Origin of the sequence: Pseudomonas putida (genome assembly GCA_041071465.1) — a bacterium.
Lineage (GTDB): Bacteria > Pseudomonadota > Gammaproteobacteria > Pseudomonadales > Pseudomonadaceae > Aquipseudomonas > Aquipseudomonas putida_P.
The window spans coordinates 474346-490223 of sequence record CP163498.1 but is presented as its reverse complement, the minus strand read 5'-3'; the positions used below and the strand labels follow the sequence as shown (position 1 = coordinate 490223).

The following is a 15878-nucleotide window of genomic DNA, read 5'->3' as shown; positions in this document are numbered from 1 at the left end:
GGCAACTTCTCCGCGCCGGATACGGCAATAGAAGTCAATCGATCAGCTTGAATGCTCAAAAGGCAAACCCACATGAAACCATTACTGATTCTTGCATTGGTCGGTATGTCCTCGTTCGCCCTTGCCGATGAGGTCACACCCGTCTCCAGCCAGCCTGTGGCCCAGCAGTACGACTACTCCATGAACCTGGACATCAAGCGGGTGATCAACTTGTCGACCATCCCCAATGTCTGCGAGGTGGTACCTGCGACCATGACTTACGAAGACCACCAGGGCCAGGTGCACACCATCCAGTACCGAGCCATGGGTGAGGGTTGCCAGCAGGGCTGATCGACAAATATCCATTCTACTAGGTGATGGCTCCATCGCCGGCAAGCCAGCTTGCCGGCGATGGAGCCATCACCTTTCAGAATTTTCTACAAGCCATGTCGATTCCTTCAGACATCGTTCGACAATAGGTGAAGGTACGCTCCACGCCGTGCCCAAACCCATTGTCCTGTCGGAGGAACCCCGATGAGCACCGCAGCCGAAACCGAGATCCGCCAACTGATCGAGCGCTGGATGCAGGCCGTGCGCGATCGCGACATCCCCAACATCACCGCCCCCTATGCCGATGACATTGTCGCCTTCGATGCCATCCAGTCCCTGCAATTCAAAGGCAAGGCCCCCTACACCGCGCACTGGGAAATGTGCATGAACATGTGCACGGGCCCCATGGTCTTCGAGCTTGCCGAACTCACCGTGCACGCCGCTGGCGACCTGGCCCTGGCCCATTGGCTAAACCGCTGCGGGCCGGGGGATGACGAAAGCCAGTGCGGCTTCATGCGCGCCACCGTGGGCTATCGTCGTCAAGGTGGCCAGTGGCAGGTGATCCACGAGCACTGGTCGGCACCGTTCGACATGGAAACGCAAAAAGCCCTGTTCGATCTCAAGCCCTGAGCCGTTATCGCCAAACGCACTTTGCCAATGCTCTGGAGGTGACCATGAAATACCTGTGCCTGGTCTATTGTGACGAGGGGTTGCTGCACAGCCTTCCCGACAGCCCGGAAGACGCCGAATGCATGGCTTACGCCGAAACCATTCACGGTTCTGGGCGCATGCTGGCGGCCGAGGCGTTGAAGCCGGTGCAAACGGCGACCACGGTGCGCGTGCGCAAGGGGCACATGAGCCTGACCGATGGCCCCTTCGCCGAAACCAAGGAGCAACTGGCCGGCTTTTACCTGGTGGAGGCCCGCGACCTCAACGAAGCACTGAATATCGCCAAGGGCATCCCTGCCGCGCGGGTTGGCAGTGTTGAGGTGCGCCCGGTGCGCGAACTGCAACCCTGATAGCCAAGGAGAACAACCAGCATGAGCCTTGCACCCACTGCGCAAGCGCAACACGAGTTGTCCATCAGCCGCCTGATCGACGCACCACCGGCCAAGGTATTCCGTGCCTGGACCGACCCCCAGTGGCTGATGCAGTGGTGGGGGCCGCACGGCATGACCACCCCGGAGTGCGAGATGCAGTTATGGGCCGGCGGCCTGTTTCGCACCCTGATGCGGGCCCCGGATGGCAGCGAGTACCCGAACCAGGGCGTATTTCTGGAAATTGCCGCGCCGCGCCGGTTGGTGTTCACCGATGCCTTCGGCCCCGGTTGGGTGCCGTCGGACAAGGCCTTCATGACTGCCGTGATCAGCTTTGACGAGGAACAAGGCAAAACTCGCTATACCGCCCGTGCCTGGCACTGGACTGCCGCTGACTGCCGTGCCCACGAGGAAATGGGCTTCCACCAGGGCTGGGGAGAAAGCCTGGACCGCCTGGTGGAGGTGGTGACCCAGCGGATGCCCGACTGATGACGGCACTGGCGCAGGTGCGCGCCGAAGTCGAGGCGGTGTACCGGCGTGAGTCGCGGCGCATCCTGGCGACGTTGATCCGCTTGCTGGGTGACTTCGACCTGGCCGAGGAGGCCATGCATGATGCCTTCTTCATCGCCGTCGAGCGCTGGCAGCGCGACGGCATACCCGATAACCCAAGGGCATGGCTGGTTTCCACCGGGCGCTTCAAAGCTATTGATGCGTTGCGCCGACGCGCCCGTTTCGACCGCTCCCAGGCAGACCTGAGCATGCTGCTCGAAGGCCAGGCGCAGGATCCCAGTGATGACGAACTGCTGGCCGATGACCGCCTGCGGCTGATCTTTACCTGCTGCCACCCGGCACTGTCGGCTGACGCCCAGGTGCCATTGACCCTGCGCGAAGTGTGCGACCTGACCACCGAGCAGATCGCCCGTGCCTTCCTGCAAAGCCCGGCCACCATTGCCCAGCGCATCGTCCGCGCCAAGGCCAAGATCCGCGAGGCCGGCATCCCTTATCAAGTGCCGGAACTGAACGAACTGCGCGAGCGCCTGGATAGCGTGTTACGGGTGATCTACCTGGTGTTCAACGAGGGCTATTCGGCGTCATCGGGCGAGGCACTGCTGCAGCAGGACCTCAGTGATGAAGCCATTCGCCTGGCGCGGTTGCTTGTGCAGTTGCTGCCCGACCCGGAAGCGGTCGGCCTGCTGGCCTTGATGTTGCTGCAGGCGTCCCGGCAGCAGGCACGTATCGATGCCCAGGGCAACCTGGTGGTGCTGGAACAGCAGGACCGCAGCCTGTGGGACCGGCCACGCATTGAAGAGGGCTGCGAACTGGTGCGCCAGGCCCTGCAGAGCCGGGCGTTTGGCGCCTATACCGTTCAGGCGGCGATTGCTGCCGTGCATGCCGAAGCGGCAACGGCTGAACAGACAGATTGGGCTGAGATCGTTGGGCTTTATGACGTGTTGCAGCGTCATTGGCCGTCGGCGGTGGTGGAGTTGAACCGGGCGGTGGCGCTGGCGAAGCGAGATGGGCCGGAGGTTGGCCTGCGGGTAGTCGAAGGGATTCTGGCGCGGGGTGAACTGCTGGACTATCACCTGGCGCATGCGGCGCGGGCCGAGCTGCATTATCAGCTGGGGCAAATGGAGGAGGCGCGTGCGGCCTGGCGGCAGGCACTGGCGTTGACCCGACAGGCGCCGGAGCGGCGGCATATCGAGCAGCGGTTGAAACTCATTGAATGATGTTGGCGATACCGGCCTCTTCGCGGGCTTGCCCGCGAAGAGGCCGGTATTGGCTTATCAGTTTTCAGCTAGCCACAAAATTCGGCGGCGACACCAGCTCGACGGTCTGCTGCTTGCGCGGTGCCAGGATCTCGGCTTCACCCTGGACCACCAGCTCATCGTTCTGGTTGTACACATTGGTCGCGATGCGCACCTTGAACTTGGGCAACTTCTCGAGAATTTCCAGCCGCACGGTCAGGGTGTCGCCAATTTTCACCGGTTTCTGGAAGCTCATCTGCTGGCCCAGGTAGATGGTGCCAGGGCCAGGCAGGGTGCAGGCCACTGCAGCACTGATCAGCGCGCCGCTGAACATGCCATGGGCAATCCGCTCGCGGAACATGCTCTTTGCGGCGAACTCGGCATTCAGGTGAACCGGGTTGTGGTCACCGGACATCGCAGCGAACAGCTGGATGTCGCGTTCTTCGACGGACTTCTTGTACTCGGCTTTCTGGCCGACTTCGAGGGCTTCGTAAGGCGTGTTGGTGACCTGGGACATCGGTGCTTCCTTAAGCGTTGGGCGAGGGCGGCTATCATTCACTGCGCACAGGGCGGCCAAGGGCCAGCGCCTGTTCAAGCCAGCCGAGAATATCGGCGGTGACCTCGTCACGGTTGGTTTCGTTGAGTACTTCATGCCGCGCATCAGGATAGACGCGTAGCCGTACATGTCGATTGCCGGTCGCGCGCAGGGCGTCGGCCAGATGGGTAAGACGCTTGCCAGCACTGACCGGATCACATTCGCCACCAATTACCAGTATTGGCAGGTTGGGGTCGATCTGCGCGAGGTTACTCGGCTGGCTGATCTGCGCCAACCCTTGCAGCAGGTCCAACCACAGCTGGTTGCTGCAGCGAAAGCCGCACAACGGGTCGTTGACGTACTGGTCGACCTCGCCGGGGTCGCGGCTGAGCCAGTCGAATGCTGTGCGGTTGGGCTTGAAGGCCTTGTTGAACGAACCAAACGACAACCACTCGATCAGTGCACTTTTACCCAACGGCCCTTGGCGCCAGGCCTCAAGCCGGGCAATCAGCCGTGCCACGCGGTACAGCGCCGCCGGCTGGTAGTTGGAGCCGCTGAGGATCGCCCCGTGCAGGCTGCCACTGTGGTGCAACAGGTAGGCCTGGGCGATATAGCTACCCATGCTGTGGCCAAGCAGGAACAGTGGCGTGCACGGGTATTGCTGGCCGATGTGCTGGGCCACGCGTCCGAGGTCGTTGACCACGGCATTCCAGCCATGATGGCGGGCGAACAGGCCGAGGCTGCCCTGTTCGGCGGTGCGCCCGTGGCCGCGTTGGTCGGCAGCGAACAGGGCAAAGCCGGCCTCGCTCAGGGCATGCCCCAGGCGTTGGTAGCGCCCGGCATGCTCGGCCATGCCATGGGCCAGCAGCACCACGGCCTTTACTGGCGTGGCCGGCAGCCATTGGTGTACGTACAGGCTGCAGTGCTCGCTGGCGGGTAGCCAGAAGGCGTCGTGGGGCATGGCGGGTCCTTGTGCGCGCGGTTACCCGGACAGTGTATGCACAACCGGCCGGATTGCAGGAAGGGCACAAATAAGATTCACAATGTTAATGGCGGCACTTGGCGTATATGCCGCCTTGGGCTTACCTGCTAACGTCGGATCAACGCCTTTTTGCCAGCAGGCAATCGGGTAGAGGACAAAAGGACGCAGTGCAGGTCCAGGCAGAGGAACAATAATAAATGCAAGCCGAATTCTGGAATGACAAGCGCCCGGCGGGCGTGCCTTCCACCATCGACATCAACGCCTACGCCTCGGTCGTCGAGGTGTTCGAACGCTCCTGCAAGCGCTTTGCCGACCGCCCGGCGTTCAGCAATCTGGGCGTGACGCTGAGTTATGCCGAGCTGGAGCGCCATTCGGCAGCCTTCACTGCCTGGTTGCAGCAGCACACCGACCTCAAGCCGGGTGACCGCATCGCGGTGCAGATGCCCAATGTGCTGCAGTACCCCATCGCCGTGTTCGGTGCCATGCGCGCCGGGCTGATCGTGGTCAACACCAACCCGCTGTACACCGAGCGCGAGATGCGCCACCAGTTCAAGGACAGCGGCGCCCGTGCGCTGGTGTACCTGAACATGTTCGGCAAGCGCGTGCAGGAAGTGCTGCCCGATACCGGTATCGAATACCTGATCGAGGCGAAGATGGGCGACCTGCTGCCCACCGCCAAGGGCTGGCTGGTCAACACTGTGGTCGACAAGCTGAAGAAGATGGTGCCGGCCTACAATTTGCCCCAGGCGGTGCCGTTCAAGCAGGTGCTGCGCGAGGGCCGTGGGCTGTCGCCCAAGCCCGTGCCGCTGAACCTCGACGACATCGCCGTGCTGCAGTACACCGGCGGCACCACCGGCCTGGCCAAGGGCGCCATGCTCACCCACGGCAACCTGGTGGCCAACATGCTGCAGGTGCTGGCGTGCTTCTCGCAGCACGGCCCCGATGGGCAGAAGCTGCTCAAGGACGGCCAGGAGGTGATGATCGCGCCCCTGCCGCTTTACCACATCTATGCCTTTACCGCGAACTGCATGTGCATGATGGTCACCGGCAACCACAACGTGCTGATTACCAACCCTCGGGATATTCCCGGCTTCATCAAGGAGCTGGGCAAGTGGCGATTCTCTGCGTTGCTGGGCCTCAACACCCTGTTTGTTGCGCTGATGGACCATCCTGGTTTCCGCCAGCTGGATTTCTCGGCGCTGAAAGTCACCAACTCCGGCGGTACGGCGCTGGTCAAGGCAACCGCCGAGCGCTGGGAAGCCCTTACCGGGTGCCGCATCGTCGAAGGCTACGGCCTGACCGAAACCTCGCCTGTGGCCAGCACCAACCCCTATGGTCAATTGGCGCGCCTGGGCACAGTGGGTATTCCGGTGGCGGGTACGGCATTCAAGGTCATTGATGATGACGGCAACGAAATGCCGCTGGGCGAGCGCGGCGAGTTGTGCATCAAGGGGCCACAGGTGATGAAGGGTTACTGGCAGCAGCCCGAGGCCACGGCCCAGGCCCTGGATGCCGAAGGCTGGTTCAAGACCGGTGACATCGCGGTGATCGACCCGGACGGCTTCACCCGCATCGTCGATCGCAAGAAGGACATGATCATCGTCTCGGGTTTCAACGTGTACCCCAACGAGATCGAGGACGTGGTGATGGGCCACCCCAAGGTCGCCAACTGTGCAGCCATCGGCGTGCCGGACGACCGCTCCGGCGAGGCGGTGAAGCTGTTCGTGGTGCCGCGCGAGGGCGGGCTGAGCGTGGATGAGCTCAAGGCCTACTGCAAGGCCAACTTCACCGGCTACAAAGTACCCAAGCACATCGTGCTGCGCGAGTCGTTGCCGATGACGCCGGTAGGCAAGATTCTGCGACGGGAGTTGCGCGACATCGCTTGAGGTAAGTGTTGGCTACTTTGCGAGCAAGCCCGCTCCTACGTCGGTCTTTGTAGGAGCGGGCTTGCCCGCGATTGCCTCGAACAGCTCTAACAGGCCAATTACAGCCTGATCTGCGACATTTTGGTTAAAAACTCTAAAAATGACCTGTATTGTTCATTGAGTCATTTTTGTGACCGCAAGGCCTGTTTTGGCCTCTAGGCGACCCCAGGCAAAGCTGTTACTCTCGGCCCGCTTTCAGATGATCCGGTTTGCAACGAACCGTCATCTCATATCAATAATAAGCGCATCGACGCGTGAATCGAACTTCGCTGTTGCTGAAGGAGTGGGCTTCCATGATCGAAAATTTTTGGAAGGATAAGTACCCAGCCGGGATTACGGCGGAAATCAATCCTGACGAATTCCCCAATATCCAGGCAGTACTCAAGCAATCCTGCCAACGCTTTGCCGACAAACCGGCCTTTAGCAACCTGGGCAAGACTATCACTTATGGCGAGTTGTATGCGCTGTCGGGGGCGTTTGCCGCCTGGCTGCAGCAGCATACCGACCTCAAGCCGGGTGACCGCATTGCCGTGCAACTGCCCAATGTCCTGCAATACCCGGTCGCGGTCTTCGGCGCCATGCGTGCCGGGCTGATCGTGGTCAATACCAACCCGCTGTATACCGCGCGGGAGATGGAACATCAGTTCAACGACTCCGGCGCCAAGGCCCTGGTGTGCCTGGCCAACATGGCCCACCTGGCCGAAAAGGTGGTACCCAAGACCCAGGTCAAACACGTCATCGTCACTGAAGTGGCCGACCTGCTGCCGCCGCTTAAGCGCCTGTTGATCAACAGCGTGATCAAGTACGTGAAGAAGATGGTGCCGGCCTACAGCCTGCCACAAGCCGTGCGCTTCAACGACGCCCTGGCGTTGGGCAAGGGCCAGCCGGTTACCGAGGCCAACCCGCAGGCCAACGATGTGGCCGTGCTGCAATACACCGGCGGTACGACCGGCGTGGCCAAAGGCGCCATGCTGACCCATCGCAACCTGGTGGCCAACATGCTGCAGTGCCGGGCGCTGATGGGCTCGAACCTGCACGAAGGCTGCGAGATCCTCATCACCCCGCTGCCGCTGTACCACATCTATGCCTTTACCTTCCATTGCATGGCGATGATGCTGATCGGCAACCACAACGTGCTGATCAGCAACCCGCGTGACCTGCCGGCCATGGTCAAGGAACTGGGCAAGTGGAAGTTCAGCGGTTTTGTCGGCCTCAACACACTGTTCGTTGCCCTGTGCAACAACGAGGCGTTCCGTGCCCTGGACTTCTCGGCGCTGAAAATCACCCTGTCGGGTGGTATGGCCCTGCAACTGAGCGTGGCCGAGCGCTGGAAGGCCGTTACTGGTTGCGCCATCTGCGAAGGTTACGGCATGACCGAAACCAGCCCGGTGGCGGCAGTGAACCCGGCGGAGGCCAACCAGGTGGGCACCATCGGTATTCCGGTGCCATCGACCCTGTGCAAGATCATCGACGACGCCGGCAACGAGCTACCGCTGGGCGAAGTGGGCGAGCTGTGTGTGAAGGGCCCGCAGGTGATGAAGGGCTACTGGCAGCGCGAAGACGCCACTGCCGAGATTCTCGACAGCGAAGGCTGGCTGAAGACCGGTGACATCGCCCTGATCCAGGCGGACGGTTACATGCGCATCGTCGACCGCAAGAAGGACATGATCCTGGTTTCTGGCTTCAACGTGTACCCCAACGAGCTGGAAGACGTGCTGGCGGCCCTGCCGGGCGTGCTGCAGTGTGCAGCCATTGGTGTGCCGGACGAGAAGTCGGGTGAAGTGATCAAGGTATTCATCGTGGTCAAGCCGGGCATGACCGTGACCAAGGAGCAGGTGATGGAGCACATGCGTGCCAACGTTACCGGCTACAAGGTGCCGCGCCAGATCGAGTTCCGCGACGCACTGCCGACCACCAACGTGGGCAAGATCCTGCGCCGCGAATTGCGCGATGAAGAACTGAAGAAGCAAGGCTTGAAGAAGATCGCCTGATCAGAAGCCTGCACGGCCAGTGTGGGAGCGGCGCAAGGCCGCTCTCACACTGGCCGAGATACTTCTAGAGAAGGTGAAATCAGCGCAGTTTTTCAAGCATCTGGTAGTACCACATCCCCGCCGCCAGCAGCGGGTTCCCCAACAAGTCCCCCATCGGCACCCGCACATGCTTGCACTGGGCAAAGGTGTCGAACTTCTCCAGCGTCCCGGTCAACGCCTCGGCCATGATCTCGCCCATGATGTGGCTGGTGGCAATGCCATGCCCCGAATAACCCTGGCAATACCACACGTTGTCCGACAGCTTGCCCAACTGCGGGATGCGGTTGACCACGATACCCATGGCGCAGCTCCACTGGAACTCGATCGGCACGCCTTTCAATGCCGGGAAGGTGCGCTCGATGCACGGGCGCAGTTCGCCTTCGATGTCCCGTGAGTCACGGCCGGAATAGTTGGCGCCACCGCCGAACAACAAGCGCTTGTCGGCGGTCAGGCGGTAGTAGTCGAGCACGAAGCGGCAGTCGTACACCGCCAAGTCCTGCGGGTTGATCTGTTCGGCCAGCTCACCCAGCGGCGCAGTGGTGACGATGCCGCCCATGGCCGGGAAGATCTTGCCCTTGAGCTGGCGCTTTTCCAGTTTGTGATACACGTCGCCGGCCAGCATCACCTGGCGTGCCTCGACCCTGCCGTGGGCAGTGACTACCGCCGGGCGCGGGCCATGGACGATGTCCAGCACTTCGGAGTTTTCGAAAATCAGTGCGCCCAGGCTGTGCGCAGCTCGGGCTTCACCCAGGCACAGGTTGAGCGGGTGCAGGTGCAAATTGCGCAGGTTTTTCAACGCGCCCAGGTACAACGGGCTTTGCAGGTGCTCGGCCACGGCAGCGCGGTCGAGCAGTTGCACCTGCTCGCCCATGCCACGCCGACGGGCCTCGGCCTCGAATGCGCGCAGCTCGTTCATGTGCGAGGGCTTCATCGCCGCATGCAGATGGCCGTGCTTGAGGTCGCAATCGATGCCATAGCGCGCCACGCGTTGCTCGATCACCTGGTGCCCGCGCCAGCGCAAGCGCCAGATGAAGTCATCGACTTCGCTGCCCAGGTGGCTGCGCATCTGCGAGCGCATGGCCTCGTCGCCCGACAGGCTGCCGGTGACCTGGCCGCCATTGCGCCCGCTGGCGCCCCAGCCGATGCGGTTGGTTTCGACGATGGCGACCTTCAGGCCTCGCTCGGCCAGCTCTACCGCGGTGGCTACGCCAGTGAAGCCACCGCCGATGATGGCTACATCCACCTGTACGGTACCCTTGAGTTGGGGGTACTCGGTGTGGTCGTTGAGGGTGGCGGTGTAGTAGGACGGCGCGCGCTGCGCCGGGCCGTTGTTCAATGCTGCGTTCATGGGTGTTCCTTGTTATGTAGGGGCTCAGGCCTGGTGCAGGTACCAGCGCCAGTCCTGTTCGCTGACTTCGGCCATGAACTGGCGGTACTCGGCGCGCTTGACCTTCAGGTACACGCCAAGGAAGTCTGCGCCCAATGCTTCACGGGCCCAATGGGAGTTTTGCAGGGCGTCGAGGGCGGTCAGCCAGTCGGTGGGCAGGTGTTCGGTGGCCTGGGCATAGCCGTTGCCTTCGACCGGTGCGCCAGGGTCCAGCTGTTCGCGGATGCCTCGGTGGCTGGCTGCAAGGATCGCGGCTGCAGCCAGGTAAGGGTTGGCATCGGCGCCGCAGATGCGGTGTTCCACATGTCGGCTGTTGGCCGGGCCGCCTGGCACGCGCAGGCTCACGGTGCGGTTGTCCACGCCCCAGGTCGGCGCCAGGGGCGCATAGCTGTTGGCCTGGAAGCGGCGGAACGAGTTGGCGTTGGGGCAGAACAGCAGCAGCGAGTCGCGCAGGTGGCGCAGCATGCCAGCCACCGCCTGGCGCAGCAACGGGGTGCCGGCTTTGTCTTCGCTGGCGAACAGGTTGTTGCCCGCGCTGTCGGCCAGGCTCAGGTGCATGTGCATGCCGGTGCCGGCCAGTTGCGCGAATGGCTTGGCCATGAAACAAGCCTGCATGCCGTGGGCATGGGCCACACCTTTCACCAGGCGCTTGTAGCGCACCGCCTGGTCCATCGCCTGCAGTGCATCGCCGTGCTCGAGGGTGATTTCCACCTGGCCGGGGGCGTACTCGGAGATGGCCGTGCGCGCAGGGATGCCCTGGGCCTTGCAGGCGGCGTACAGGTCGGCGAGAAACGGCTCGATCTGCTCCAGTTCGCGCAAGCCATAGACCTGAGTGCTGCGAGGGCGACCGCCATCGTTGTCCAGCGCCGGTTGCGGGCGGCCCTGGGCATCACGCTGCTGGTCGAGCAGGTAGAACTCCAGTTCGCAGGCCATCACCGGGTGATAGCCGTCGGCCTTCAATGCTTCGATGGTGCGCAGCAGCACATGGCGTGGGTCGGCGATGCTCGCCGGCAGGCCCTCGCTCGGGTGCATGCTCACCTGCACGGCGGCGGTAGGCACCCGGCGCCAGGGCAGGCGCACCAGGCTGCCGTCAAGCGGGTAGGCGCGGCAGTCGATATCGCCGACGTCCCACACAAGGCCTGAGTTTTCCACGTCGTCGCCGTTCAGGGTCAGGCCGAGGATGGTGCTGGGCAGTGGCCGGCCGGTCTGGTACACGGCCAGCAGTTCGTCGCGGTGCAGCAGCTTGCCGCGTGGTGCGCCGTTGGCGTCGAGGATGAACAGCTCGAACAGCTCGATATCGGGGTTGTCGGCCAGGAAACGGGTAGCCTGCTCTACGGGTGCAAAGTGCATGATGGATTCGCTCACGAGCGCACAGGGCCTCCGCGCAAGCAGGCGGCCCAGTTGAGTCAAACGGCCAGGGGGAGGCCGGGTTTGGTCACAATGGCGTCAGCGAAGTGTCCGGTGGGCGTGCGTGGCGGCAGTGCCACAGGGCCCAGAAGGCGAGGATGACATGCACCAGCGGATTTTCCCGGCACGTCTCCGGGCCTTCGCTAGCGAAGGGCGGCACGACGGTGGGGCGATGGGCTGGGCGGGAGTCATGCCTTTGATACTCACATGCGGCGTAAGGTTGATTAAAGCAGTGAATGGCAACCTTTACATCGTACCTGGCTAAACATTGCCTGGAAGGCCGCTCGTTCAATGTGGGAGCGGCCCTTTCGCGACTCAAGGCCGCTCCCACAGGGATCGTGCAGGCAGCAGAAAATCGGCAAATCTGCGACAATCGCCCGACTTACCGAATGCCGATCATGAAAAAGCAGGCTCACCTGCATCACTAAAAAGCCCCATGACTGACCACGCCATCGACAAACTGCTGCAAAACCTCGACCACGCCATGATTGCCGACCGTCATCGTCTGCGCCGGCAACTGCACGAACTGCGCAAGCGTCCCGATGAGGCAAAGCTGGCGCAGTGGGTGGAAAAGGTCCAGGCCTCCTGCGCCCAGGTCACCGCGCGCCAGCAAAGCGTGCCAACCGTGCGCTACGACGACAACCTGCCGATCGCCGCCAAGCGTGAGGAGATCAAGAAGGCCCTGGCCGAACACCAGGTGCTGGTGATTGCCGGTGAAACCGGCTCGGGCAAGACCACCCAGTTGCCGAAGATCTGCCTGGAACTGGGCCGTGGCAGCCATGGGTTGATCGCCCACACCCAGCCACGCCGGATCGCCGCGCGCAGCGTGGCGGCGCGGGTCGCCGAAGAGCTGGGCACACCCTTGGGCGGGCTGGTTGGCTACCAGGTGCGCTTCGAAGACCAGAGCGATGCCAACACCCTGGTCAAGCTGATGACTGATGGCATCCTGCTGGCTGAAACCCAGCATGACCGCTTCCTCGAGCGCTACGACACGATCATCGTCGACGAGGCCCACGAGCGCAGCCTGAACATCGACTTCCTGCTCGGCTACCTGAAGACGCTGCTGCATCGCCGGCCGGACCTGAAACTGATCATCACTTCGGCCACCATCGACCTGGAGCGCTTCTCCAAACACTTTGACGGCGCGCCGATCATCGAGGTGTCCGGGCGCACCTTCCCGGTGGAAACCTGGTACCGCCCGCTGACCAGCGAGCAGGACGAGGAAGGTAACCAGATCGAGGACGACCTCACCGTCGACCAGGCCATCCTCGCCACCCTGGATGAAGTGGCGCAGCATGAGCGCAGCGAGGGCAAAAGCCCCGGCGATGTGCTGATCTTCCTGCCGGGCGAGCGGGAAATCCGCGATGCCGCGGAGATCCTGCGCAAGGCGCAATTGCGCCACACCGAGATTCTGCCGCTGTACGCGCGGCTGTCGCCTGCCGAACAGCAGCGCATTTTCCAGCCGCACACCGGGCGCCGCGTGGTGCTGGCCACCAACGTCGCCGAAACCTCGCTGACCGTACCTGGCATCCGCTATGTGATCGACACCGGTACCGCGCGGATCAGCCGCTACAGCTACCGCGCCAAGGTCCAGCGCCTGCCCATCGAAGCGGTGTCGCAGGCCAGCGCCAACCAGCGCAAGGGCCGTTGCGGCCGGGTCGAACCGGGCATATGCGTGCGGCTGTACAGCGAAGAGGATTTCAACAGCCGGCCAGCGTTCACCGACCCAGAGATCCTGCGCACCAACCTGGCGGCGGTGATCCTGCAGATGCTGCACCTGCGCCTGGGCGCTATCGATGCCTTCCCGTTCATCGAGCCGCCGGATGGCAAGGCCATCAGCGACGGCTTCAACCTGCTGCAGGAGCTTTCGGCGGTCAACCGCGAGAACCAGCTGACGCCTATCGGCCGCCAGCTGGCGCGTTTGCCAATCGACCCAGGTTAGGCCGCATGCTGCTCGAAGGCGCACGCCAGGGCAGCTTGCAGGAAGTGCTGATCGTCACCAGTGCGTTGTCGGTGCAGGACCCGCGCGAACGCCCGCCAGAGCGCCAGCAGGCCGCCGACCAGGCGCACGCACAGTGGAAAGACGTGGACTCCGACTTCGCCGCGCTGGTCAACCTGTGGCGTGGTTTTGAGGAACAGCGCCAGGCATTGACCGCCAACCCGCTGCGCAACTGGTGCCGCAAGCACTTCCTGAACTACTTGCGCCTGCGTGAGTGGCGCGATGCCCATCGTCAGCTGGCGCTGATCTGCCGCGACCTGCAGTTGACGGTGAACAAGGAACCGACCGACTACCAGAAGCTGCACAAGGCGATCCTTAGCGGGCTGCTCAGCCAGATCGGCCAGAAGACCGAAGAAGGCGACTACCAAGGCGCCCGCCAGCGGCGCTTCTGGGTGCACCCGTCGTCGGGCCTGGGGCGCAAGCGCCCGCAGTGGGTAATGGCTGCCGAGCTGGTCGAAACCACCAAGCTGTATGCACGCATGGTGGCCAAGATCGAACCGGACTGGATCGAGCCGCTGGCCGGTCACCTGATCAAGAAGAACCACTTCGAGCCGCACTGGGAGAAGAAGCGCGGGCAGGTGGTGGCCTATGAGCAGATCACCCTCTACGGGCTGATTCTGGTCGGCCGTCGGCCTGTGCATTACGGCCCGATCGACCCGGTCACCGCACGCGAGCTGTTCATCCGTGAAGGCCTGGTGGGCGGCGAGATTCAGTCACGGGCCAAGTGCCTGGCGGCCAACAAACGCCTGCTTGAAGAGCTCGACGAGCTGGAGGCCAAGGCTCGTCGGCGCGACATCCTGGCTGACGAAGAAACGCTTTATGCCTTCTACGAAGCGCGTCTGCCGGCGGAAATCCATCAGACCGCGACCTTCGACAGCTGGTACCGCATGGGCAGCCAGAAGGACGCCAACCTGTTGATCATGCGCGAGGAAGACGTGCTGGCCCGTGAGGCTAGCGAAGTGACCGCCGCGCAGTACCCTGACAGCCTGCAAGTGGGCGAGCTGCGCCTGCCGCTGAGTTACCACTTCGAGCCCGGCCACCCCCGCGATGGCGTTACCGTGCGGGTGCCGGCGCCGCTGCTGCCAAGCTTGCCGGGCGAGCGCCTGGAATGGTTGGTGCCAGGCCTGCTGGAGGCCAAGTGCGTGGCGCTGGTGCGCAACCTGCCCAAGGCCCTGCGCAAGAACTTCGTACCGGTGCCGGACTTCGTCAAGGCGTCGCTGGCGCGCATGACCTTCGGCCAAGGGGCACTGCCGCAGGCCCTGGGCCAGGAGCTGTTGCGCATGACCGGTGCGCGCGTGCCGGACGAGGCCTGGGACGAATCGGTCAACTTGGTCGAAGGCCATCTGCGCATGAACATCGAGGTGGTCGATGGCCAGGGCAAGTTCCTGGGCGAAGGCCGTGACCTGGCCGAACTGACCGCGCGCTTTGCTGCCGCCAGTCAGGCTGCCCTGGCCGTGCCGCGTGATGCGAAAAGCGAACAGCCGGTGCAGGCCAAGGCCTTCAGCGAAGTGAAGCAGACCGCTCAGCAGAAGATCGCCGGCCTGTCGATGACCGTGTACCCGGCGCTGGTGGAAGACAACGGCACTGTACGTGAAGGGCGCTTCTCGACCCAGGCCGAAGCCGAGTTCCAACACCGCCGTGCATTGCAACGGCTGTTGTTGCAGCAATTGGCCGAGCCGGCCAAGTTTCTGCGTGGCAAGCTGCCGGGGCTGACTGAACTGGGCCTGCTGTACCGTGAATTGGGCCGGGTCGAGGCGCTGGTCGAAGACATTCTGCTGGCCAGCCTGGACAGTTGCATCCTCGAAGGCGAGCAACCGTTGCCACGTGATGGTGCGGCCTTGGCCGGGCTGGCCGAGCGTAAGCGCGGTAGCTGGGCCGAGCATGCCGAGCGCCTGGCACGCCAGACGCTGGAGGTGTTGAAACTGTGGCATGGCCTGCAGAAGCGCTTCAAGGGCAAGATCGACCTGAGCCAGGCGGTGGCACTGAACGACATCAAGCAGCAGTTGGGCAACCTGGTTTACCCGGGCTTCGTGCGCGAAACGCCAGGGGCCTGGTTCAAGGAACTGCCGCGTTACCTCAAGGCGGTGGAGCTGCGCCTGGAGAAGCTGGGGTCGCAAGTGCAGAAGGACCGGGTGTGGAGCGGTGAGCTGGCCAACCTGTGGGCGCAGTACAAGGCCCGTGCCGACAAGCATGCCCAGGAAGGCAAGCGCGATGAGCAACTGGCCTTGTACCGCTGGTGGCTGGAGGAATATCGGGTGTCGCTGTTTGCCCAGCAGCTGGGGACCAAGGTGCCGATTTCCGACAAAAGATTGAGCAAACAATGGAGTCAGGTGGAAGGCTAAACTTCCACAGTTGTGGCAATATTGATGCAATTTGGGGCCGCTTTGCGGCCCTTCGCGGGCACGCCCGCTCCCACAGGTACAGCAGTGTTCTCGGGGGCGACGCGATCCTTGAGGAGCGGGCTTGCCCGCGAACGAGGGCGCAGCCCTCGCCTTTAAATTGGTACTAAAGTGCCATTATCC

Annotated in this window: 11 protein-coding genes and 1 pseudogene; 8 read left to right on the top strand and 4 right to left on the bottom strand. The window is 63.0% G+C overall.

What is annotated here, in order from left to right:
- Window positions 1–72 precede the first annotated feature (72 nt).
- The 5 genes from AB5975_02250 (at window position 73) to AB5975_02230 (ending at window position 3073) form a co-directional block, all read left to right on the top strand.
- Window positions 73–330 (top strand): DUF2790 domain-containing protein, encoded by a 258-nt coding sequence (locus AB5975_02250; GenBank protein XDR20798.1) that lies wholly within the window; start codon window positions 73–75, stop codon window positions 328–330.
- Between the two features lie 183 nt (window positions 331–513).
- Entirely contained in the window at window positions 514–939 is a 426-nt protein-coding gene (locus AB5975_02245) for a nuclear transport factor 2 family protein (GenBank protein XDR20797.1), read from the top strand.
- 44 nt (window positions 940–983) lie between these two features.
- The gene (locus AB5975_02240; protein XDR20796.1) at window positions 984–1328 is read left to right on the top strand and encodes a YciI family protein; all 345 of its coding nucleotides are present in this window, start codon (window positions 984–986) and stop codon (window positions 1326–1328) included.
- Window positions 1329–1349: 21 nt separating this feature from the next.
- On the top strand, window positions 1350–1835 hold the full coding sequence (locus AB5975_02235) for an SRPBCC family protein (GenBank protein ID XDR20795.1): 486 nt from the start codon (window positions 1350–1352) through the stop codon (window positions 1833–1835).
- Window positions 1835–3073 (top strand): RNA polymerase sigma factor, encoded by a 1239-nt coding sequence (locus AB5975_02230; GenBank protein XDR20794.1) that lies wholly within the window; start codon window positions 1835–1837, stop codon window positions 3071–3073. Before AB5975_02235 ends, AB5975_02230 begins: the two co-directional genes overlap by 1 nt.
- Before the next feature lie 64 nt (window positions 3074–3137).
- Here the strand turns inward: AB5975_02230 and AB5975_02225 are convergent, their stop codons facing one another.
- Complete coding sequence (locus AB5975_02225) at window positions 3138–3608, bottom strand: MaoC family dehydratase (GenBank protein ID XDR20793.1); 471 nt, start codon at window positions 3606–3608, stop codon at window positions 3138–3140.
- A 34-nt stretch (window positions 3609–3642) separates the two neighbouring features.
- Complete coding sequence (locus AB5975_02220; GenBank protein ID XDR20792.1) at window positions 3643–4587, bottom strand: lysophospholipase; 945 nt, start codon at window positions 4585–4587, stop codon at window positions 3643–3645.
- 218 nt (window positions 4588–4805) lie between these two features.
- Here AB5975_02220 and fadD2 point away from each other — a divergent pair, with 218 nt between their 5' ends.
- Both fadD2 and fadD1 read left to right on the top strand, forming a co-directional pair.
- Window positions 4806–6494 carry a long-chain-fatty-acid--CoA ligase FadD2 gene (gene fadD2 / locus AB5975_02215; protein XDR20791.1) on the top strand — a complete coding sequence of 563 codons (1689 nt, stop codon included), beginning with the start codon at window positions 4806–4808 and terminating at the stop codon, window positions 6492–6494.
- Window positions 6495–6826: 332 nt separating this feature from the next.
- The gene (gene fadD1, locus AB5975_02210; protein XDR20790.1) at window positions 6827–8524 is read left to right on the top strand and encodes a long-chain-fatty-acid--CoA ligase FadD1; all 1698 of its coding nucleotides are present in this window, start codon (window positions 6827–6829) and stop codon (window positions 8522–8524) included.
- Window positions 8525–8603: 79 nt separating this feature from the next.
- Here the strand turns inward: fadD1 and AB5975_02205 are convergent, their stop codons facing one another.
- Window positions 8604–9911 carry an NAD(P)/FAD-dependent oxidoreductase gene (locus tag AB5975_02205; GenBank protein ID XDR20789.1) on the bottom strand — a complete coding sequence of 436 codons (1308 nt, stop codon included), beginning with the start codon at window positions 9909–9911 and terminating at the stop codon, window positions 8604–8606.
- A gap of 24 nt (window positions 9912–9935) precedes the next feature.
- Window positions 9936–11300 carry a glutamine synthetase family protein gene (locus AB5975_02200; protein ID XDR20788.1) on the bottom strand — a complete coding sequence of 455 codons (1365 nt, stop codon included), beginning with the start codon at window positions 11298–11300 and terminating at the stop codon, window positions 9936–9938.
- Window positions 11301–11793: 493 nt separating this feature from the next.
- Here AB5975_02200 and hrpA point away from each other — a divergent pair.
- Window positions 11794–15698 (top strand): annotated as a pseudogene (gene hrpA, locus AB5975_02195) (ATP-dependent RNA helicase HrpA).
- The last annotated feature ends 180 nt before the right edge of the window (window positions 15699–15878 follow it).

Bases quoted from the DNA above. Each gene is read 5' to 3' on its own strand.
- AB5975_02220 (XDR20792.1), bottom strand. From the start codon at position 4,587: ATGCCCCACGACGCCTTCTGGCTACCCGCCAGCGAGCACTGCAGCCTG.
- fadD2 (XDR20791.1), top strand. From the start codon at position 4,806: ATGCAAGCCGAATTCTGGAATGACAAGCGCCCGGCGGGCGTGCCTTCC.
- AB5975_02245 (XDR20797.1), top strand. From the start codon at position 514: ATGAGCACCGCAGCCGAAACCGAGATCCGCCAACTGATCGAGCGCTGG.
- AB5975_02250 (XDR20798.1), top strand. From the start codon at position 73: ATGAAACCATTACTGATTCTTGCATTGGTCGGTATGTCCTCGTTCGCC.
- AB5975_02205 (XDR20789.1), bottom strand. From the start codon at position 9,911: ATGAACGCAGCATTGAACAACGGCCCGGCGCAGCGCGCGCCGTCCTAC.
- fadD1 (XDR20790.1), top strand. From the start codon at position 6,827: ATGATCGAAAATTTTTGGAAGGATAAGTACCCAGCCGGGATTACGGCG.
- AB5975_02240 (XDR20796.1), top strand. From the start codon at position 984: ATGAAATACCTGTGCCTGGTCTATTGTGACGAGGGGTTGCTGCACAGC.
- AB5975_02225 (XDR20793.1), bottom strand. From the start codon at position 3,608: ATGTCCCAGGTCACCAACACGCCTTACGAAGCCCTCGAAGTCGGCCAG.
- AB5975_02230 (XDR20794.1), top strand. From the start codon at position 1,835: ATGACGGCACTGGCGCAGGTGCGCGCCGAAGTCGAGGCGGTGTACCGG.
- AB5975_02235 (XDR20795.1), top strand. From the start codon at position 1,350: ATGAGCCTTGCACCCACTGCGCAAGCGCAACACGAGTTGTCCATCAGC.
- AB5975_02200 (XDR20788.1), bottom strand. From the start codon at position 11,300: ATGCACTTTGCACCCGTAGAGCAGGCTACCCGTTTCCTGGCCGACAAC.